This window comes from Aliiroseovarius sp. Z3 (assembly GCF_029105185.1).
In the GTDB taxonomy this organism is placed as follows: Bacteria; Pseudomonadota; Alphaproteobacteria; order Rhodobacterales; family Rhodobacteraceae; genus Aliiroseovarius.
In genome coordinates, this window is sequence record NZ_JAFMZK010000002.1 from 455,029 (window position 1) to 475,495 (window position 20,467).

At 60.9% G+C, this 20,467-nt stretch carries 21 protein-coding genes and 1 riboswitch; of the genes, 2 read left to right on the top strand and 19 right to left on the bottom strand.

Features of this window, described 5'->3' with window-relative positions:
• The first annotated feature begins 70 nt into the window (after positions 1-70).
• Positions 71-523, top strand: coding sequence for an Hsp20 family protein (locus J3R80_RS05170; RefSeq protein WP_275392688.1), 453 nt, complete (start codon positions 71-73; stop codon positions 521-523).
• A gap of 57 nt (positions 524-580) precedes the next feature.
• Here J3R80_RS05170 and J3R80_RS05175 read toward each other — a convergent pair whose 3' ends face one another.
• The 3 genes from J3R80_RS05175 to J3R80_RS05185 form a co-directional block, all read right to left on the bottom strand.
• The gene (locus tag J3R80_RS05175; protein WP_275392689.1) at positions 581-1,459 is read right to left on the bottom strand and encodes a DMT family transporter; all 879 of its coding nucleotides are present in this window, start codon (positions 1,457-1,459) and stop codon (positions 581-583) included.
• Positions 1,460-1,532: 73 nt separating this feature from the next.
• A riboswitch (FMN riboswitch) is annotated at positions 1,533-1,666 on the bottom strand.
• Positions 1,667-1,796: 130 nt separating this feature from the next.
• The gene (locus J3R80_RS05180; RefSeq protein ID WP_275392690.1) at positions 1,797-3,983 is read right to left on the bottom strand and encodes an esterase-like activity of phytase family protein; all 2,187 of its coding nucleotides are present in this window, start codon (positions 3,981-3,983) and stop codon (positions 1,797-1,799) included.
• A 139-nt stretch (positions 3,984-4,122) separates the two neighbouring features.
• Positions 4,123-5,601: an NAD-dependent succinate-semialdehyde dehydrogenase gene (locus tag J3R80_RS05185; protein ID WP_275392691.1), complete on the bottom strand. Its 1,479-nt coding sequence runs from the start codon at positions 5,599-5,601 to the stop codon at positions 4,123-4,125.
• Positions 5,602-5,664: 63 nt separating this feature from the next.
• Between J3R80_RS05185 and J3R80_RS05190 the strand changes: the two genes are divergently transcribed.
• Positions 5,665-6,447, top strand: a complete 783-nt coding sequence (locus J3R80_RS05190; RefSeq protein ID WP_275392692.1) for an alpha/beta hydrolase — start codon at positions 5,665-5,667, stop codon at positions 6,445-6,447.
• A 3-nt stretch (positions 6,448-6,450) separates the two neighbouring features.
• Here J3R80_RS05190 and J3R80_RS05195 read toward each other — a convergent pair whose 3' ends face one another.
• From J3R80_RS05195 to rimM, 16 genes are all read right to left on the bottom strand, one after another.
• Positions 6,451-7,008: a hypothetical protein gene (locus J3R80_RS05195; RefSeq protein ID WP_275392693.1), complete on the bottom strand. Its 558-nt coding sequence runs from the start codon at positions 7,006-7,008 to the stop codon at positions 6,451-6,453.
• 10 nt (positions 7,009-7,018) lie between these two features.
• A complete protein-coding gene (locus J3R80_RS05200) occupies positions 7,019-8,005 on the bottom strand; it encodes a P1 family peptidase (RefSeq protein ID WP_275392694.1) in 987 nt (328 codons plus the stop codon).
• A gap of 73 nt (positions 8,006-8,078) precedes the next feature.
• Positions 8,079-8,819 (bottom strand): SDR family oxidoreductase, encoded by a 741-nt coding sequence (locus tag J3R80_RS05205; protein WP_275392695.1) that lies wholly within the window; start codon positions 8,817-8,819, stop codon positions 8,079-8,081.
• A gap of 55 nt (positions 8,820-8,874) precedes the next feature.
• Complete coding sequence (locus J3R80_RS05210) at positions 8,875-10,032, bottom strand: crosslink repair DNA glycosylase YcaQ family protein (protein WP_275392696.1); 1,158 nt, start codon at positions 10,030-10,032, stop codon at positions 8,875-8,877.
• A gap of 3 nt (positions 10,033-10,035) precedes the next feature.
• Positions 10,036-11,475, bottom strand: coding sequence for an aldehyde dehydrogenase family protein (locus J3R80_RS05215; protein ID WP_275392697.1), 1,440 nt, complete (start codon positions 11,473-11,475; stop codon positions 10,036-10,038).
• A 1-nt stretch (position 11,476) separates the two neighbouring features.
• A complete protein-coding gene (locus J3R80_RS05220; protein WP_275392698.1) occupies positions 11,477-13,054 on the bottom strand; it encodes a dipeptide ABC transporter ATP-binding protein in 1,578 nt (525 codons plus the stop codon).
• Positions 13,051-13,875: an ABC transporter permease gene (locus tag J3R80_RS05225; protein WP_275392699.1), complete on the bottom strand. Its 825-nt coding sequence runs from the start codon at positions 13,873-13,875 to the stop codon at positions 13,051-13,053. The genes J3R80_RS05220 and J3R80_RS05225 overlap by 4 nt, the downstream gene beginning before the upstream one ends.
• Entirely contained in the window at positions 13,872-14,819 is a 948-nt protein-coding gene (locus J3R80_RS05230) for an ABC transporter permease (RefSeq protein WP_275392700.1), read from the bottom strand. Before J3R80_RS05230 ends, J3R80_RS05225 begins: the two co-directional genes overlap by 4 nt.
• Before the next feature lie 59 nt (positions 14,820-14,878).
• Complete coding sequence (locus tag J3R80_RS05235; protein ID WP_275392701.1) at positions 14,879-15,691, bottom strand: division plane positioning ATPase MipZ; 813 nt, start codon at positions 15,689-15,691, stop codon at positions 14,879-14,881.
• Positions 15,692-15,838: 147 nt separating this feature from the next.
• The gene (locus tag J3R80_RS05240) at positions 15,839-16,549 is read right to left on the bottom strand and encodes a DUF4336 domain-containing protein (RefSeq protein ID WP_275392702.1); all 711 of its coding nucleotides are present in this window, start codon (positions 16,547-16,549) and stop codon (positions 15,839-15,841) included.
• Between the two features lie 104 nt (positions 16,550-16,653).
• Positions 16,654-16,875: a 50S ribosomal protein L31 gene (rpmE, locus tag J3R80_RS05245; protein ID WP_275392703.1), complete on the bottom strand. Its 222-nt coding sequence runs from the start codon at positions 16,873-16,875 to the stop codon at positions 16,654-16,656.
• Between the two features lie 11 nt (positions 16,876-16,886).
• Positions 16,887-17,261 (bottom strand): 50S ribosomal protein L19, encoded by a 375-nt coding sequence (rplS, locus tag J3R80_RS05250; protein WP_275392704.1) that lies wholly within the window; start codon positions 17,259-17,261, stop codon positions 16,887-16,889.
• 335 nt (positions 17,262-17,596) lie between these two features.
• Positions 17,597-17,764, bottom strand: a complete 168-nt coding sequence (locus J3R80_RS05255) for a hypothetical protein (RefSeq protein ID WP_275392705.1) — start codon at positions 17,762-17,764, stop codon at positions 17,597-17,599.
• 327 nt (positions 17,765-18,091) lie between these two features.
• Positions 18,092-18,898 (bottom strand): tRNA (guanosine(37)-N1)-methyltransferase TrmD, encoded by an 807-nt coding sequence (gene trmD, locus J3R80_RS05260; protein ID WP_275392782.1) that lies wholly within the window; start codon positions 18,896-18,898, stop codon positions 18,092-18,094.
• A gap of 97 nt (positions 18,899-18,995) precedes the next feature.
• A complete protein-coding gene (locus J3R80_RS05265; protein WP_275392706.1) occupies positions 18,996-19,814 on the bottom strand; it encodes a hypothetical protein in 819 nt (272 codons plus the stop codon).
• Positions 19,811-20,323: a ribosome maturation factor RimM gene (rimM, locus tag J3R80_RS05270; protein WP_275392707.1), complete on the bottom strand. Its 513-nt coding sequence runs from the start codon at positions 20,321-20,323 to the stop codon at positions 19,811-19,813. The genes J3R80_RS05265 and rimM overlap by 4 nt, the downstream gene beginning before the upstream one ends.
• Positions 20,324-20,467: the final 144 nt, after the last annotated feature.

Consider the following 20,467-nt stretch of genomic DNA (forward strand, 5'->3'; position numbering starts at 1 on the left):
AACTGGGCCCGAAATCTTGCCTGTCCCAAGGATGGGAAGGCGCAAACCCTGTCGCTTTTAGGAGGACACCATGCGTAACTTTGACCTTTCGCCCCTTTACCGTGCCACCGTCGGCTTTGATCAGATTGCTGACCTGATGGACCGGGTGCTGACCAACGACGTGAGCCGCGAAAGCTATCCACCCTACAACATTGAAAAAATCGCCGACGATGGTTGGCGCATTTCAGTTGCCGTGGCTGGCTTTACCGAAGACGAGTTGTCGGTGGAAGTCCGCGAAAACGCCCTGATCATCTCGGCCAAGAAAGCCGATGAAGACGAACGGACGTATCTGCACCGTGGTATCGCGACGCGCGCGTTCGAGCGTCGTTTCCATTTGGCCGACCATGTGCGCGTAACGGGTGCAGCCCACGAACATGGCATGTTGCATATCGACCTTGTGCGCGAGGTGCCTGAGGCGCTGAAGCCCCGCCGGATCGAGATTGCGAAATCCAAGGATTTTGAGCACCAAACGATCGAAGCCTGATTTTGGGCCTGATCACCTGAAAAGATGGGCGCGGAGGGCAACCTCCGCGCTTTTGTTTTAAATTGTCTGACGACGTTCCTGTTCCAGCAGGTAAAAGCTGGCAACAAGAATGATCGCGGTACCAAGCCACATCGACCCGGTTGGCAAAAAGCCGAACACCGCAAAGCCCAAGAGCACGTTGAACACGAGTTTCAGGTGGTCGAATGGTTGCAGAAATGCAGCGTCTGCCAGCGAATAGGCACGCACCAACACATGTTGTGCCAAGGCGGTAAGCAACCCGGCCCCCACGACCAGCCAGATGGCACCTGTTGGCAAAGCAAAACCGGACCCTAGCGCCAAGGCTGCATTCAGTGGGCTCAGCAGCACCAGCAGATAGATTGTCACGGTTTCCGGCCCGTCGGCACGGGTCAGGAATTTGGTCACGACGGAACTGGCAGCCCACAAAGCTGCGGCCCCCACGGGAAGCAGGGCGACCAGTTCGAACCGATCGGACCACGGCTCGAGTATGATTGCGCCGCCGATGATGCCCAATATGACCGCGCCCCAGCGATGGATTGACACGGTTTCGCGCAGGACCAGCCCCGCGCCGAGTGTCACAAAGAAGGGCGACAGCAGGATCAGCGCAATTGCCTGCCAGATCGGCACATGGGCCAGCCCCAGCGTCCACAGTTGCACACCGCCCGCTGCAAGCGCGACGCGCAGGATGTGCAGCCAGACCTGCCCGGTTTTCATCACCGCTGCGCGGTGGCGAAACACCCATGGCAGGTAAAATCCCAATGCGATCAGATACTGCCAGAAGGTGACCGAGGGCGCCGACGCCCCCATTTTCATCGTGGCCCCTTGCAGGGCGGTGTTTACGACGGCGAAGCTTGCGCCTGCCAGAACCATCAGACCCGCCGCCTTGACGGGTGTGGTCAGTGTCAATTGATGAGCCATTGCGCAATGTCCTTTCTTCCTTACGCGTTGACCCAAGGCAGAAGGACAAGGTGCACGTTCCCCGTGCACCTCAGACCATCCTCTTCCATCCGGACTTTGACCGTCGGCCCCGGAATTTCGCCGGGTCTGCTGACACCCCTTGTGAAAAGGGGCCGCTCGTGGGCTGTAACCACCGGTGGGGAATTTCACCCCGCCCTGAGAATGTTACCACCCCGGCAGGGGCAGCGCAGGGCAAGATAGGGGGCATATACGGAAAGTCAAGAATGTCTGCTTGGCCGTATTTGCAAACGAAACGAGGGGGCCGAAGCCCCCTCGTGATAGTCGACAGTTGATCGGGTCAGTTGATGTTGAGTTCGCTGACCTTGCCGATCGAGAAGAACATGGTCTCGCCCGAGTGGTCGTCCACACCGTCATTGTCGGTCGACACCCACGCGGTACCGTCAGCCGCGATCGCCAGACCTTCGACCTTGTCCAGAACATAGCCTCCGGTGGCGGTCAGGTCGGGCAGCAGATCGCGCACTTCTTCTTTTGAGACAACTGGCAGGTCGCCGCCCAGCGGTGCAGGCACCATCTCGGCGGCCGGGATGCGATAGATCTTCTTGGTCACGGCGCGGTGGTCATGCTGGTTGTCGCGCTCGACCACATAGAAATAATCGCCATGCGCCACGATTTCCGACAGGCCAACCCAACCGGTGGCAGGCTCGGCTTTCGGATAGTGGACGGCGCCCCATTCCTTGGTCTCAAGGTTATAGGCGATCAATTTCACATGGTTCTTGGGGTCATCGTTCCATTCGCGCTGCACGGCCATCCACAATGTGTCGCCCACCTTGGTGATGCCCTCAAAGCCAAAGCGTTTCTCGACGGCGGCCAGTTCCGGCGGGATACCGATCTCGCCCTTCAGGTTCGCAATCGAACCGTCGGCCTGCACGTGATAGATCGCGTGCGGGATCAGGCGTTCAGTGCGGCCTTCCGAGGCGACATAGAAGCCACCCTTGCCGTCCAGCGTGATGCCTTCAAGGTCCAGCTTCTGCGCAGGGGCGCCGTTGCGGGTGATGCGGATCACGTCGGTGATGCGGGCAGGCGTGGCGTTCGTGTCGATCTTGAAAATCGAGGGCTGGAAGCCATAGAAGCTGTCAGATACCGCCCAGACGATGCCGCCTTCATCGGCAACCATGCCCGAAATAGCCCCCCAACCAATCAGCTCGTCCGCGCCTTCCGAGGTCAGCATGGGATAGCTGGCGGGGGCGTCCTGCAGTTCATAGATCATGACATGCGCACGCGCGCCGCCATCTTCGATCAGGTCTTTTTCGTTGGCGGAGACCAGCAGGTTGCGACCCGGGATGGTCACGTAACCTTCCGGCCCCACGCCCGAGGGCAGAAGTTGTTTCAGTACCGGATTGGCCAGATCCGCGACGTCATAGACACCGACGATCGAGCCGCGTTCCGACCCGATAAAGGCCAGCTCCATGTCGCCATAGGTGGCAGCGGTCACGCTTTCCGGTTCGACGCCCTTGGCGTCCGACCGTTTGTCGGGATAGTGGCCGATCTGCACGATGGCGTGCTCGAACGATGGGCCGCTTTCATAGACGACCGTGCCGTCCTGATGGAAGATGGTCCAGCCGCGCGAACCGCCTTCGTAGTCACCTTCGTTGGCGGTGGCGAAGTGGTCATTGTCCAGCCATTTCACAGCATCAGGCTCGCGTTTGCGACCCTGTTGGCTTTCGGTGAAGATCAGCGCGCCGCGCTCGTCGGTGGCGTCGATGCCCTCCAGATCCACGGCTCCGGCCGAGAAGTGGCTCAGCAGTTTACCGTCCTTCGACACAACCGCGATGTGGTTGTTTTCCTGCATCGTGACGACAATCTCGCCCTCGGCATTGATGTCGACATATTCAGGCTCGGGGTCCGAGGGAGCGATTTCGGCCAATCCGGTCAGGTCGACGCGGGTGATGCCGCCACAGTCTAGCATCCCGTCTTTCAAAGTAGCCAGAACCAGATCGCCAGCGGGGCCTTGCGGGATCACGCCGTCATTCAAGTCTTCGTCACGCTCGTTCTCGATGGCAACGGCGATGAAGCTTGCGTCCTGTGCTTTCGCGACGCTGTCAGGCTGACCGCCCAGATCGCAGGATGCCAGTTCTTCGCCCGATACCACGTTGATGGCTTTCAACATGCCCGACGGCGCGGTGTAGCTTTCCGAGGTGTTCACGCCCACAAACGCGGTCCCACCGATCACGGCGACCGAGGTCGGCTCGCCCGGAAGCGCGATATTGCCCAGCGGTTTGGGGGCGTGGGGATCGGTGATGTCGATACGCCCCAGAACGCCCAGCGGGCTGTCGGTATAGACCAGCGTCATGCCGTCCGCGGTGACGTCAATGATCTCGGGGCTTGTTTCGCGGGTCGTATCCTCGCCCTCGGCCATATTCATGACAACGGGGAAAGAGGCGATACGGTTAAAGTTCATCTCGGCCTGTGCTGCGCCCGCGCAAAGTGCAAGGGCAGAGGTCAGGCAAAGGGTGCGATGCAGCATGGGACACTCCTGTAAGTTTGGTCCCGGACATCATCGCGGTGGACGTAATGTGAATTTGACAGATTTGTTAAAGAAACATGACAATTGAAACGCAAAAAGGAGGGGCAGGCCCCTCCTTTTCCAATATATGCAGCGGTAATCAGACCGACATGCAGATGTATTTCATTTCAAGGAAATCCTCGATCCCGTGGCGCGAACCTTCACGGCCAAGGCCCGACTGTTTCACGCCGCCGAACGGCGCGGTCTCGGTCGAAATGATGCCGGTGTTCACGCCGACGATGCCGTATTCCAGCGCCTCGGCCACTTTGTAAACGCGGCTCAGGTTGTTGGCATAGAAATAGGACGCCAGCCCGAAGATCGTGTCATTGGCCTGTTGGATCACGTCATCTTCGTCCTTGAACTTGAACAGAGGCGCCATCGGGCCGAAGGTCTCGTCCGTGGCGACATCCATGTCGCGCGTGGCGTTCTTGATGATGGTGGGCTCGAAGAATAGGCCGCCCATCTCGTGGTCTTTCCCGCCAAGGATCACTTCGCCCCCCTTGGCGGTTGCGTCGGCCACGTGCTCGCGCACTTTTTCCACCGCGCTTTCGGAAATCAACGGCCCAAGGGCGATGCCTTCGTTCAGACCGTCGCCGACGGGCAGGGCGGACACGGCCTTGGCGAAGCGCTTGGCGAATTCGTCATAGACACCTTCCTGCACGTAGATCCGGTTGGCACAGACGCAGGTCTGGCCGTTGTTGCGGAATTTACAAGCGATGGCGCCTTCCACGGCGGCATCCAGATCGGCGTCGTCAAACACGATGAACGGTGCGTTGCCGCCCAGCTCCATCGAGCATTTCAGCACCTGATCGGCGGCCTGACGCAGAAGAATGCGGCCCACATTGGTCGACCCCGTGAAGGTCAGCTTGCGCACCAGCGGGTTTTCACAGAATTCCTTGCCGATGTCCGAGCTGCGCGAGCTGGGCACGATGTTGAACACGCCTGCCGGGATGCCCGCGCGGTCGGCCAGCACGGCCAGCGCGGTGGCCGACAGGGGTGTTTCCGCCGCTGGACGTCCCACGAAGCCACAACCTGCGGCCACAGCCGGGCCGCATTTGCGGGTGATCATCGCATTGGGGAAGTTCCACGGCGTGATCGAGGCGACGACACCGATCGGCTGGCGGATCACCATCAGGCGTTTGTCGGGTTGGTGGCCGGGAATGGTTTCGCCATAGATCCGCTTGGCCTCTTCCCCGAACCATTCGATGAAGCTGGCACCATAGGCAATCTCGCCCGTCGCTTCGGTCAGCGGCTTTCCCATCTCAGCGGTCAGGATCGTGGCCAGATCGCCCTGATTTTCCATCATCAGGTTGAACCACTTGCGCATGATGTTGGCGCGGTCCTTGGCGGTGCGCTTGGCCCATTCCCGGCCCGCCTTGTCGGCGACCTCGATGGCGCGGGCCACTTCGGTGCGCGACAGGTCGGCCACTTTGGCGATCACATCGCCACGGGCCGGGTTCGTCACATCGAACGTCGCGCCGTCATCGGCGTCGATCCATTCGCCGTTCACATAGGCGCGGGTTTCGACCAAGGACGGGTCTTTCAGCAAGCTCTTCAGCTCGGTTGCATTGGCGGCCATTTTCCTCTCCCATAGCTCTTGTGCCGTTCGGGGCAGGCCCGACGCAATCACAGGATATCTCTCATGGATTTCGACATAGCCTATGCGAATGCGGATTTCATCCCGAATGGGCACGATTTCCCGGAAAAATGGGAGAAAATGGCGAACAGTTTTCGCACCTCGCACAAGAATCTTCGGCTGGACCTGCCTTGCGGAGAAGATGCTTCGAATGCCTTCGATCTGGTGCTGCCAGAGGCATCGCCGAAAGGGTTGGTGGTCTTCGTGCACGGCGGCTATTGGATGGCGTTCGGGCGCCGCGACTGGACCCATCTGGCGGCGGGGTCCGTGGCGCAGGGTTACGCCGTGGCGCTGCCGTCATACCCGTTGGCACCAAATGTGCGGATTGCCCAGATCACGCGCGCTGTTGCGCAGGCCATCGACGCCGCGGCGGACCATGTGGAGGGGCCGATCCGGCTTGCCGGTCATTCCGCGGGTGGACATCTGGTGGCACGAATGAATTGCTGTGATGTATCGTTGGCCTGTCGCGACCGGATCGCGCGCATCATGCCAATCTCGCCGCTCGGGGATCTTCGCCCTCTGATGCAGACGGCGATGAATGAAACGCTTCACTTTGATGACGCTGAGGCGCAGGCCGAAAGTCCCGCGCTGATCAGGGATCGCGCAGGCATACCCACGACGGTTTGGGTAGGAGCGGACGAACGCCCCGCCTTTCTGGATCAGGCCCGTGACCTTGCACTGACCTGGCCCGAAGCTGATCTGGTCATCGCGCCGGACCGCCACCATTTCGACGTGATCGAGCCGCTGGCGGACCCGGACAGCGACATGGTGGCCGCGCTGCTGGGCTGAGCCTTAGCGCCCGAAATCTTCCAGCGCGCGGGCGTCTATGGTTTCCAAAACCGGGATCATCACGTCGACATCTGCGCCGTCGGCCTGGATCAGGATGCGCCCGTCGACAATGCCCGACAGTTCGCCATCCTGATTAAGGTATTTCATCCGCCCGACCCGTTCCAGCTTCATGCCCATCAGGGCAGCGTTTGACAGCATCCCGGACAGCGCGCCAACCATCGGGTTGTTCGCCATGATCGTGATGGTGAACTCGTCGGACCCGTTGGTATATGTCGCCTCGGCCCCTGCGCCGCCGCCCAGCATCGCAAGGCCTGCATTCATCTCGGTCGATACCTCGCGGGTCCAGCCATCGGGCGCATCGGGCAGAAACTTGGCAAGATCCGCCGTTTTCATCGCCTGCAGCAACTGCTTGGCATATTCCAACTCTTCCAGCGTGTAAGTGATGTCACCTTCTTCATACGCTTTCAGCGCGCTTTGAAGTGTGTCGGTTACCTCGTCGGCCTGGGCCAGTGTTGGTGCCATCAGTGCTGCCAAAACGGCGATCTTGAACATGCGGGTCATCTAACTCTCCTTATAAAAATCTCTCGGCCCATGTGGGCAATGTATCATGTTTGGCAGGTGTCGCAGCATAGACGCCACGTGCGATCGCCCGGGCCAGGCAGGTGGCTGCGGCATGCCCCAATCGCAACGCATCGAAGCCCTCGTCAGGCAGAGCCTGCACGCCAGTCGCGGCAGCAAAGACCAGATCACCATCAAAGGGCGTGTGACTCGGATGGATGGCACGGGCCATCCCATCATGGGCCGCCGTTGCCAGCCGCGTGGCCTGCGCCTGCGTCAGGTCGGCATCTGTTGCGACAATTGCGATGGTGGTGTTTTCGCCCATCTGCGCCTCGGGGCGGGGTTCCAGTGTCGGATCGTGGGTGCCCATGCCACGCCCGCCGAACTCTCCCTTCATTTCCCAGGGAGCTGCCCAAAAGGACGGACCGTCGCCCATTGTCACGGCCCCAAGAGCGTTCACGGCCACCAGCGCACCAACGGTGATACCGCTCTCCAGAACCAGCGAGGCCGACCCAAGCCCCCCCTTCAAACCCTCAACGGTTGCCCCGGTGCCGGCTCCGGTCGTGCCCAGCCCGAACTCCTCACCTGCGGCCTCCAGGGCAACCCGTCCCAGCGCCTTATAGGGATTTTCCGCCCAGCCCTTGTCACCCCCATTCAGAAGGTCAAACAGGATGGCCCCCGGCACAATCGGCACCCGCTGATCGCCCACCTGAAACCCGCGCCCCTGCGCGCGCAAACCATCGACGACGCCAGACGCTGCATCCAACCCGAAGGCCGATCCTCCCGACAACACCAGCGCATCGACCTGTTGCACCAGCTTGTCGGGGGACAGAAGCGCGGTTTCCCGTGTGCCCGGCGCCCCGCCCATAATATGAACACCCGCCGTGAACGGCGCATCTCCCACCAACACGGTTGCACCCGTCTTGATCACATGGTCCTCGGCATTGCCGACGCGAAGGCCCGCGACATCGGTGATCAGGTTTCTGGGGCCGGGTTTCATGACGTCCTCTTTTTCTTGTTCCAAATATCCCACGGGGGTCCGGGGGTGTGAAACCCCCGGCGCTTACATGTCCTCAGATACAACGCCCGCCATCAACTTCCATCGCCACGCCCGTCACCATTGACGCCTCGTCCGAGCACAGAAAACAGGCTGCATTTCCCATATCCTCTGGAGTCGAGAACCGGCCGAGCGGGATGGTTGACAGGAACTTCGCGCGGATTTCGGGCGTGTCCTCTCCCATGAAGCTGGACAACAAAGGCGTTTCCCCCGCGACCGGACAGATCGCGTTGACGCGTACCCCGTGCGGGGCAAGCTCGACCGCCATCGCTTTGGTGGCGGTGATCATCCAACCTTTCGAGGCGTTGTACCAGTTCAGGTTCGGGCGCGGGCTGAGACCGGCTGTTGACGCCACATTCAGGATCGCGCCTTTGCCCGCCGCTTTCATGGACGGCACGAAATACCGCGCCATCAGATAAACCGATTTGGCGTTCACGGCAAAGACGCGGTCGAACTCGCCCTCGTCCACGTCCTCCATCGGTTTGGGCAGGTGGGTGATGCCCGCATTGTTCACGATGATATCGACATGGCCCCAAAGCTCATGCGCGGCGCGTGCCATCTGGGCCACGCTGTCCCCGCTGGAGACATCCACATGATGCGCCACGCCGTTCACCTTTGCGGCAACCGTGCGGGCCAGTTCATCATTAAGGTCGGCGACCATCACGCGTGCGCCTTCTGCTGCAAATTTGTGAACGATACCAGCGCCGAAGCCAGAGGCGCCGCCGGTCACGATAGCTGTTTTTCCTTGAAGCCGCATCCGATCCCCCTTCGTGGCTGGGCGGAGCTTGCGCCGATTTCTACGTCGGCGCAAGTCAACCGCGCGATGTTTGCCAAAGCACCTGATTCAGCCCCGCAAATCGTGCGAAGCGCTGAAGCTCTGCGTCCAGTTTGTCGTGCCGCGCTGGTCCCCATCTCACACCCGGCTCGCGCCAGAAGCCAGTCACGCTTAACGTTCCCGCCTTCCGGTCGGCCTTCAACTCGATCCGCCCGACGAACCTGTCGCTTTCAAGCAAGGGATAAACGTAATACCCCCAGCGTCGCTTGGGCTTGGGGACAAACATCTCGTTGCGATACTCAAAGCCGAACAGGCGCTCCAACCGCGCGCGGTCACGGATGGCCGGGTCGAACGGGTTCAAAATGCGCAACCGCGTGGTGGGTGTCGGCAGGGCGGTGAGCCGTGCCTCGATCTCGGGATGGGCCAGAGCAGCGATGGTGCCGCCATCTGCGGTTTCAACATCGACCGACACCAGATCGGCGGTGTCGCACCAGCGTTTGGCCTCGCGCGGGGTCATCGCGTCCCAGAAACGACCCACTTCGCCGGTCGTGCCGAAACTCAGCCGGTCCATCGCGGCAGAGCACAGCCAGTCGATGGCATGGGCATCCTCGACGGGGTCATGGGCCGGAAACACCCGTTCGCCAAGATCATAAAATTTCACGAAGTTGTCGCGGTGACACGTGGCCAGCTCGCCCGCATACCACATCTGGTCCAGCGCTTTTTTGTGCGGCGGGCGGGCCCACATTTCGCGGCTTTCCGCCTTGGTGTCGAAGGCGTGGGTGGACAGGGCGCCTTCGTCCCTGATGCGTTGCCGGATTTCGGCGATCTGGGCCTGACCCAACCCGGATTGATACCAGGCGTGCCGACCGGCCTGTGCGCCCAGACGATCAAACTGCCGCCGCCAATAGGGCAGAACACGTTTGTCGATCAGGCTGGCGTCATGGGTGAAATGTTCGAACACCTCGCGCCGGGCCAGTCGGTCCCAGATCATCCCTTCGCGGACGTTCTGATTGCGGCTCCACAAAATGTGGTTATGGGCGCGGGTCACGTTGCGGATTGTGTCGATCTGCACGAAGCCCAGCCGCCAGATGATCGCCTCAAGGTCCAGCGCCCCCGTCGGCGTGTCCGACAGCCCGTTGGTCCACAGCCACAAGTGCCGCGCTTGCCGGTTGGAAAGTCTCAGCCGCGCGCTCATGCTTTACCCGTGTTTCGCCGCAACGGTCTTGAGTTGCGAGAAGCCATAAAGCGCCTCGAACCCTTTTTCGCGCCCGTGACCGGATTTACCGATCCCGCCGAAGGGTAGTTCGACCCCACCGCCCGCGCCGTAATTGTTGATAAACACCTGCCCCGCGCGCAGACGTTTTGCCAGCCGCATCTGGCGTGCGCCGTTAGCCGTCCAGATACTGGCGACCAGCCCGTAGTCGGTAGCGTTCGCGATCTGGACGGCTTCTTCTTCCGTGTCGAAGGGGATGACGACCTGCACCGGGCCGAACACCTCGTCCCGCGCCAGCGGGTGATCGGGCGGCACATCGGCAAACAGTGTCGGCGTCACATAATGCCCGCCGTCGGGCACATCGGTAAGCTGCCCGCGCCCGGCAACGCGCAGATCGCTGCCCCGCGCCAGAAACTCTTCGACGATCTCTTTCTGGCGTGCCGAGATCAGGGGGCCGACATTCAGATCGACCCCCGCAGGACCAACCCGCAGCGCGTCATAGGCGGCGCCCATCCGGGCCACCACCTCGTCATACACCCCACGCTGGACCAGAACACGCGAACTGGCCGAACAGGTTTGCCCCGCGTTCTGGATGCAAGCGCCCACGAGAAAGGGCAGGGCGGCGTCCAGATCGGCATCGTCGAACACCAGTTGGGGCGACTTGCCGCCCAACTCAAGCGTCACGGGCACCACGTTTTGCGCAGCAGCGGCTTGCACTAACCCACCCACGGGAACCGAGCCGGTGAAGCTGATATGATTGACATCGGGATGGACAGACAATGCGGCACCGGCGTCTTCGCCCAGCCCCGTGACCACGTTCAGTGCGCCTTTCGGTAGCCCGGCCTCTTCGGCCAATCGGGCGAAGGCAAGGGCGGTCAGACAGGCTTCTTCGGCTGGCTTCAACACACAGGCATTGCCCATTGCCAAGGCCGCTCCGACCGAGCGTCCGATGATCTGCATCGGGTAATTCCATGGCACGATATGCCCCGTGACTCCGTGCGGTTCGCGCAAGGTGTAGACGGTGTAGCCGTCCAGATACGGGATCGTTTCGCCCATCACTTTATCGGCGGCCCCCCCATAGAATTCCATGTATCGCGCCAGCGCTACGGCGTCGTTTCGCGCTTGGGTCAACGGTTTGCCTACATCGCGCGATTCAAGCAGTGCCAGATCGTCCACACGGGTTTCGACCAACTGCCCGATCCGGGTCAGGATGCGCCCGCGCTCGGTCGCGGTCATCCGGCCCCAGTCGCCCTCCAGCGCGGATTGCGCGGCGGTCGCGGCGGCGTTGATTTCGGGTGCGGATCCGCGAGCGATCTGGGCGAATACTTCGCCGGTCGAGGGGTCTTCGACGGGCAGTGTGCGTTCGGTCTTGCGCCACGCACCTCCGATCAAAATCTCGGCGGGGTCGAACCAAAGTTCTTTCATCTTATGCCTCCTTCCACGCGGGCGGGATGACCGGTGCTGCGTTGATCAGGGATTGGGTATAGGTGTGGCGCGGCGCGGCAAAGACCGCATCGGTTGCGCCTTCTTCAACGATCTTGCCTGCCTTCATTACCAGCACCCGGTCGGTGATTGATCGCACGACGCCAAGGTCGTGGCTGATGAACAGATAGGCCAGCCCGTGTTGCGCCTGAAGCTCTGCCAAAAGGTCAAGGATTTCGGCCCGGATCGAAACATCCAGCGCCGACACCGCTTCGTCGAGGATGATGAGTTCGGGGCGCAAAATCAGGGCGCGGGCGATGGCGATGCGCTGGCGCTGACCACCCGAGAACTCGTGCGGATAGCGGGTCATCGCACCGGCATCCAACCCGACTTCTGCCAAGGCCTCGCGCACGCGGTCGCGCCAGTCGGTGGGGCGCACGCCCAGCAGGTGAAAGGGTTCGGCGACCAGTCGTTCGACCGTCCAGCGAGGATTGAAGCTGCCATATGGGTCTTGAAAAACCACCTGCAGACCGGCGCGGCGGGCGGGTGGCATGTCAGGGGCAATCGGCGTGCCGTTCAGCAGAATGTCACCGCCCTGCAATGGCTCCAACCCCAAGATGGCGCGGCTGAGCGTGGATTTCCCGCATCCGCTTTCGCCCACCAGCCCAAGGCTTTCCCCCTTGTTCAGCGTGAAGCTGACCCCGTCCACCGCGCGAAACTGTGGGGTCGGTCCGAAGAGGTTTACGCGGGGCAGGGCATAGTCCCTCACTGCGTCGCGCACTTCAAGCAATGGTGCGTCTTGCGGGGTGGCTTGGCTCTCAGGCACATGGCCCGAGGCCGCCAGCAACTGCCGCGTATAGGGGTGCGACATGGTGCGAAACAGGGTTTCGGTGTCACCCTGTTCAACGATCTCGCCCTTGCGCATGAGGGCGACATGATCGGCCATGCCCGCCACAACAGCCAGGTCGTGGGTGATCAGCAGAAGGCCCATCCCTTCCTCTGCGACCAGCTCTTTCAACAGATCCAGAATTTGCGCCTGCGTGGTCACGTCCAGCGCGGTGGTCGGTTCGTCCGCGATCAATAGGTCTGGATGCAGGGCAATGGCCATGGCGATGCAAACCCGCTGTCGTTGCCCGCCTGACAGTTCGTGCGGATAACGATCCAGTGGGAAGCGGTCTTGGGGCAGGCCGACGCGCGCCAGCTTTTCGGCCGCGATGCGGCGGGCATCGTCACGGTCGGCGCGGCCGTGGATCAGCAGGGTTTCCGCGACCTGATCGCCAATGGTCTTGACCGGGTTCAGGGCCGTCATCGGTTCCTGAAAGATCATCGAGATGCGGCGCCCGCGAATGTCGCACATCGCCGCCTCGTCCAGTGTTGCAAGGTCCGAGCCGTCCAGCCAGACCCTGCCGGTCACATCCGACCCGCGCGGCAAAAGCCCCATCAGGGCCAGTGCGGTCATCGACTTGCCCGACCCGCTTTCGCCCACCAGCCCGACCACCTGACCGGGCGCGATGGACAGGTCCACGTCCCGCAGGATTGGGGTGCCATGGATCGACAGGGCAAGATCTTCGATCCGGATCATAGGCGTGCCCTTCTGATCCGGGGATCCAAAAGGTCTCGCAATCCGTCGCCCATCAGGTTCAGGCCCAGCACCATGGCGACGATCGCCAACCCCGGCGTGATGGCAAGGCGCGGATGGGAATAGATCATCGTCTGCGCATCCGCCAGCATCCGTCCCCAACTGGCGGTCGGGGGCTGCGCGCCAAGACCCACATAGCTCAGCCCCGCTTCGGCCAGAATGCCCAGTGAAAACTGGATGGTGCCCTGCACAATCAGAAGGTTCGCGATATTGGGCAGGATGTGCTCGATACTGATCCGGGCCTTGCCCTTGCCCGCCACCCGCGCGGCCATGATGAATTCCTGCGTCCAGATCGTCAGCGCGCCGCCACGGGCTACACGGGCGAAAACCGGGATGTTGAAGATGCCGATGGCGATGATCGCGTTGGTGGCGGATGGGCCGAAGGTTGCGGTGATCAGGATGGCGATGACCAGCGAGGGGAAGGCGAAGATAAGGTCATTGCCGCGCATGATGACCTCGTCCAGCCAGCCGCCCCGATTGGCGGCGGCCATCAGCCCCATGGGAACGCCGATCACCATCCCAATCCCCACGGCCAGAACGGCAACGGCGATGGAAATCCGCCCGCCCTCCATCAGCATGGACAGAAGGTCTCGGCCAAAGTGGTCGGTGCCAAGCAGATAGTCGGCGGAGGGGGCCTTCAGCTTGTCCGCGATGTTCAGCGCGGTGACGTCATAAGGCGTCCACAGGAACGAGATTAGCGCGGCGGCGAGCAGCACGGCGCTGAGCACGGCACCGATCCAAAGCTGGGCGGGCAGGCGGGTCATGCGCTCCTCCGCAATCTTGGATCGACGACGGCATAAGCGACGTCCACAAGGAAGGTCACAAGGATGACGGCGAAGACCAGCAACATGACCACGCTTTCGACAACGATAAGGTCACGCTGCGTGATGGCCTGAAAGATCAGCCGCCCAAGGCCGGGCAGGAAGAAGACGTTTTCGATGATGATCGCGCCCGCCAACAGAAAACTGAACTGCAGCCCGATGATGGTCAGAACCGGGATCAGCGCGTTGCGCAGGGCGTGGCGACGGGTGGCTTGTGACATGGTCAGCCCCTTGGCGCGGGCGGTGCGCATATAGTCCTGATGCAGCACATCCAAAAGCGATGACCGCATGACGCGGGCCAGGATCGAGGCTTGCGGCAAGGCCAATGCGACAGACGGAAGGGTCAGCGCCTTGACTGCGGGCCAGAACCCTTCGTCCCAACCCGGAAAACCGCCTGCGGAAAACCAGCGAAGCTGCACTGCGAAGACCAGGACCAGCAACATGGCGAACCAGAAGTTGGGCACCGCGATACCCAACTGCGTGGCCCCCATAATGGCAAAATCTGTGGGTTCGCCGCGACGGGTGGCGGCAAACAGGCCGACTGGAATGGCGATCAGGGTGGACAGACACAAAGCGAATAATGCGAGCGGCAGCGAGACCTTAAGCCGTTCCAACACCAGTTCGGACACGGGCACGCGATAGGTATAGGACAGTCCGAAATCCCCCGTCATCAACCCACCGATCCAACCCAGATAGCGCGAGGGTAACGAGCCATCCAGACCCAGTTCAGCCCGCAGTGCGGCGACCGTTTCCGGTTCAGCATTCAGGCCCAGCATGAAAGACGCCGGGTCGCCGGGTATGACCTCGATCATCGCGAAGATCACCAGCGAGGCAACCACGAGGCTCAAGCCAAGCGACAAGGCGCGGGTCAGGACAAAACGCAACATGATCGCGAGGGTAGTCGGGGCCACGCCCTTCGGAAAGAGGGAAAACGCGGCCGGGTCGGCTAGATTTTGACCTCGACACCGGGCAGGTTCAGCCCCTTCATCAGCTCGCGCAATTCCTGGCGGGCCGCGACATTCGAGATGTTCATCTGCCCAACCACACCGATATCGCGAAGATCAAGAAGGGTCAGGCCACGCGGGAACAGCTCGCGGAAGATGACACGCTCGTTAAAGCCGGGGGCGACGCGAAAGCCGATCCGCGTGGACAGGTCCGCGACAGCGTCCCCCATTTTTTTCTTGTTGTGCATCATCTGCGCGCCCAGACGGTTGCGCACGACGACCCAGTCAATCGGTTTCAGTCCCGCTTTGGCGCGCAACTGCCGCGCGTTCCAGACCATCTCGGAATACACCGAGGGGCCTTTTACCTTGTTGGTTTCCGGGTCGACATGGGCCAGCAGGTCGAAATCCACAAAGCTGTCATTCAGGGGGGTGATCAGCGTATCGGCCAGTGAATGCGCCACTTGGCTTAGCCGGGTGTGTGATCCCGGACAGTCGATGATGATGAAATCGCGATCCGCCTCCAACGCAGCCACGGCCATGGACAGGCGGCGGTCATAGGGGTTTTCGCCGGGCTTCAGCGTGGCGGGATCGACCTCGGGCAGGTCATGATATTCAGGCGTTGCCAGATCGACGCCGGCGCGTGCCATGGTGGCCTTGCGGTTTTCGACAAAGCGGCCAAATGTCTTTTGGCGCAGGTCCAGATCCAGAACCCCGACCTTATGCCCCATCCGCGCAAGCGCGGTTGCCACATGCATGGACACGGTGGATTTGCCCGCCCCGCCCTTTTCGTTTCCGACCACGATAATATGCGCCACGCCTGTATCCCCGACTGTTGTGCAGCTTCTTATGTGCGGCGACTATAGATATGAAGCCCAGCGGGGGGAAGATGCTGCGCGCATTGAAATCAGGGTTGAGTCTTCAGTGCCATAGCGTGGTTTTCGGTCGTTTGTGTGCCCGGCAGATCATTTCGAACCCGGAACCCATGAAAATGCCCGGTCAAGGAACGCTGACGCATCTTGTGTAATGGGCGTTCCGTGCGCCATCACCACCGCCCGCGGGTTCCAGGATTTCACCTTGCGTACAGATTGGCGGAGAGCTGTTTTGTCGCGAAAGGCGATGCGAAATTTTCTTGGGACTGTGGGTTCTGCTTCGGTCATCAGGTCAAGCCGGGCCACCATGGCGCGCCAACCTGAGAACCAATCTTTCGGCAGTTGCTGCAAAAGATCGGTGAACAGCACCGTGCCGCTTGGGCGATGGTAAAAGACAACCTCGGTCGTGATTGCGTTTCCGGTCAGTATGACGTGATCTATATCGTCGGCCCAAGCAGGATCTGGCGTCTCGGTCAGTTCGCCTGCGAAAGAGATATCGGTGCGTTTGGACGGCAAACCGGGCGCGGCAAATGGTGCAGCATCTGGGAAGGCTGCGATCCAGTCCTGCAAGAACATATGATGGAGCGTGTTGGGCGCGATCAGGTATTTGACGGTCCCAAGTGCATCAATGCCTCGACGCAGCGCGTTCGTTAACGGGATGGGTGACCAGATGAACAGATCACGACCACGCAGTCGGATCACCGCCATGCGCGTCGGATAGTGAAAACCGGCAGCGGCTTTGATCGAGGGCCCGTCCGCCAGCCAAAGTTCGGGCCCGAACTGCGAAATCATTTCATGCCTCATACCGGTGGTTCTGACAGCAAGGCTAGGGATGCACATCGCCACCCGCAACGAAAAACGCCGCCCCGATTGGGACGGCGTTTCTGTCTTCTCGAAGGGGCAGGTTTTTAGAACCCGAAGCCTTCGTATTTCGATTTGAACTTCGACACGCGGCCGCCGGTGTCCAACAAGCGGGTGCCGCCACCGGTCCATGCGGGGTGTGCCGACGGGTCAATGTCCAGCGACAGCGTGTCGCCTTCCTTGCCCCAGGTCGAGCGCATTTGAACGATCGTTCCGTCGGTCATTTTGACGTCGATCATGTGGTAGTCGGGATGGATATCCTTTTTCATAACGACGCTCCTTAAGCTTTCTTGGCTTTGTAGTTGGTATCTTCCGCGATACGAGCCGACTTGCCACGGCGGGTCCGCAGGTAGTACATTTTCGCACGACGCACGCGCCCACGGCGAACCACGGTGATGCTGTCGATATTTGTCGAATGCAGCGGGAATACACGCTCCACGCCTTCACCGAACGAAATTTTGCGCACGGTGAACGACCCGGCAATGCCTGCGCCGTTCTTGCGGCTGATGCACACGCCTTCATAGTTCTGCACACGGGTGCGCGACCCTTCGGTCACCTTAAAGCCGACGCGGATGGTGTCACCGGCTTTGAAATCGGGAATGTCTTTTCCCAGGGCGGCAACTTGTTCCGCCTCAAGTTCTGCGATCAGGTTCATCTGACCATCTCCTATCTATGCTTGCGGTTGGTCCGCAAAGTTAGCTGCCGTCCAAGAGCTCCTTGTCTTCACCGGGTCCGCTTTGCGCCCGCAGGAGGTCGTCCGTCGTTTCTTTTTCTGTTTTTCAGCCGGGTCGTGGGGCGCAGAAGAAAGCGCCACCCCAAATGAAAAACGCCCGCGCGACTCAGACGAGTGGCAGACGGGCGGTGTATAGGGGGAATGTGCCTCCAGATCAAGGGTGTTGGCACGGTGTGAAAGCGTGCGCTGAGAAGGCAGAAGCCGCACCGGAAAATCGGCGCGGCTTCCTTCGTTTCGGCGTCCGTGAGTGGTGTCCGTTAGGCAAGGACGAGGGGTGCCGAAAGTGCGTTGCGTGCTGTGCGGAACATCGGGATACGACGCTTGAGCTCAGCCGAAGGGCGCGGGGTGCACGCCGCACGCTTCTTTTTCGCAAGGGCGCTCAGTGCGTTGATGCGGTTTTGTTTTGCAGTGATCAAAAGTTCCATGTCGTTCACCTTTCTTTGCCGTCATCCGGTCGTTCAGAGTTCGAAGTTCACAAACTGTTTTCAATCGAAAAGAGACTAAGAAAGATGGTCGCGTTAGGTTGCGGTATGTTTTGAAATGGCGGGTTCGGTCTATCGTTGACTAAACGTCGCACGCCCAACAAATGACACAAATTCACCTTTCTTGGTTCCCCATATCTGGCGAGTGCAAAGGTGTATAAGCTGCGCGTTTTTCGGGATTTTCGAAACAGTTAAAGGCGAATTTTCGGACAGTTACACTTTTCGAAACAAAGCCACAAAAAAGCCTTGATTGAAATTGGGCAAAACCTGTCAATCAGCCCCGTCTTCGTCTCGTTTTCGCCGTAATGATTCCCACAGATCCGGCCTGCGTTCGCGCGTGAGTTGTTCGCTCATGTCGCGGCGCCATGTGGCGATCCGCCCGTGATGCCCCGATGTCAGAACATCGGGAATGCTGCGACCCCGCCAGTTGGCCGGGCGGGTGTATTGCGGATGCTCCAGCAGTCCGGCCGAGAAGCTTTCCTCTTCGGTCGAGGCTTCGTTGCCCAGAACGCCGGGCAATAGCCGCACGGTGGTATCAAGCAAGGCTTGCGCTGCGATTTCGCCCCCGGTCAGGACGAAATCGCCCAGGCTGACCTCTTCAATCTCGTATTCGTCCAGAACCCGTTCATCGACGCCTTCAAAACGCCCGCACAGGATGGTCAGCCCGTCGCAGGCCGCAAAGCGGCGCGCCATGGCTTGATCAAGCGGTTTGCCACGCGGTGACATGTAAAGGATCGGCCAGTTTGCGCGGTCGCTGGACACGCCAGATTGTGCTGTGTCTATCGCCTTGCCCAGGACATCGGCGCGCAGCACCATGCCCGCGCCACCACCGGCAGGCGTGTCATCCACATTGCGATGCTTGCCTTCGCCAAACGGGCGCAGGTCGATCGGCTCCAAGGCCCACAACCCGTCTTTCAACGCCCGTCCCGTCAGGCTTTCGCCCAGCACGCCGGGAAAGGCGGTGGGGAACAGGGTGATGATTTTGGCGGTCCAGACCCCGGCATAGCGTGGCGTGTCGGTCATCAGTTCGCGCGGTTTGAACGAGGCTGAGACCGCGATTTTGCCGTGCGATTTCATGGCGCGCGCCTTGGGGCTTGCGCCTGTATCGCTTGCAGAGGGCTTTTGTTTGTCCGTCATGGCGCTTCCCATACCGGGTTTCGATGAGGGTGGAAAGTCAGGGCGTGCGACGATGGGGGGTCAACAGGCGTTCTTTCTGCGCCTTTAACTCCTGTTTTGACAGGCGCTGGCGGTTCAGCGCCAGAAACGCCGCGCGCAGCTTTTCCCGCTGACCGCGGTTGGTATGCGGGGCGGGCGCGAGGTCTGCCCGCACAGAGGCAGGCACATCCGCAAGATCCAACAGGGCCGTGGCCAATCCGTTCGGATCGTCCGAGTGATCTTCCAGCGCAGCAGTCACGACCGGGATGGGCGACAATGCCTCGGCCATACCCCGCGCTTGTTCAACCGGCGCGACGTCCATCGGAAACCGTCCGCGAAAGGTGTCGTAATCATCGGTCAGACGGATTGAGCGCAGAAGATGCCCGTGTACCGACCGAAGCCAATCCTCGCGTTCGCGGGTTGTGTAAAAGAATGTGATTGCGACGCCGGGTCCAAAACGAAGGCGCAGTTCTTTCACGATGGTCCGGGCAAGTTTCTGGGCGGCGGGAAGATAGGATGTGATCAACCGCCCACCCAGCATCCGGTGCCCCGGCATCCCGCCCGAAAAGCTTTCGCGCGACAGGATGATAACCTCGTGATCGGGGATTGAGGCCAGGAACGTGCGAAGAGCCTTGCGAAACAGATACAGGCGATGTGGAAAAGGTCGCTGTGCATACAGCCGCGCGGCAGCGCCCGCGTTCAGAAAATCGCGCTGGCCGTAATAGTCGAAATAGGGCGCAAGGGCGGCGCGGTTCTGGCTCAGGAAATCCTGAAGGCTTGTCGTGCCGGTCTTATGAAAGCCGGCATGGACAATGACATGGGGCTTTCCGGGGGTCATTCCGGAAAGACGCCCTTGGGCGGGTCCGCAATGATCCGGCCGGCGGCCAGATCGACGGTCGGCACAGCCTCGAGTGTGAAGGGAAGCAGCGCGCCGGTTTTCAGGCCGGGCCCCTGCACCTCTAACACATCGCTGGCGCCGTGATTGTGCACGGCCGAGACGCGGCCAAGTTCGCGGCCGCCCGTGTCCAGAACGGTCAGCCCGATCAGGTCGGCGTGGTAATATTCATCGTCGGGCAGGGTGGGCAGCGCATCGCGATCGGCCAACAGTCTTGTGCCCTTCAAAGCGTCGGCTTCTTCCCTGGTGCGCACGCCGTCCAGCCGGGCGGCGAACCCGTTCTTGATGGGGCGATCCAATACCAAGGCAAACTGTCTTTTGCCGTCTTCCGACCAAAGCGGGCTGTAGTCCCCGATGGCTTCGGGATCGGCACAGAAACTTTTCACGCGCACTTCGCCTTTGACGCCATAGGCCCCTGCAATCGCGCCCACGCAAATCCGATCGTCGCTCATTTCACACCTACACAAATGCCCCGATCCACGGAACCGCCCCGGTCAAGGCAACGGTCCGTCATCGCGTTTCGTTCAAACAGCAATCCGGCCAAGAAACCGGCTCCGACAATCAGGATCAACCGAAAGGGACGAAATAGCAAACCC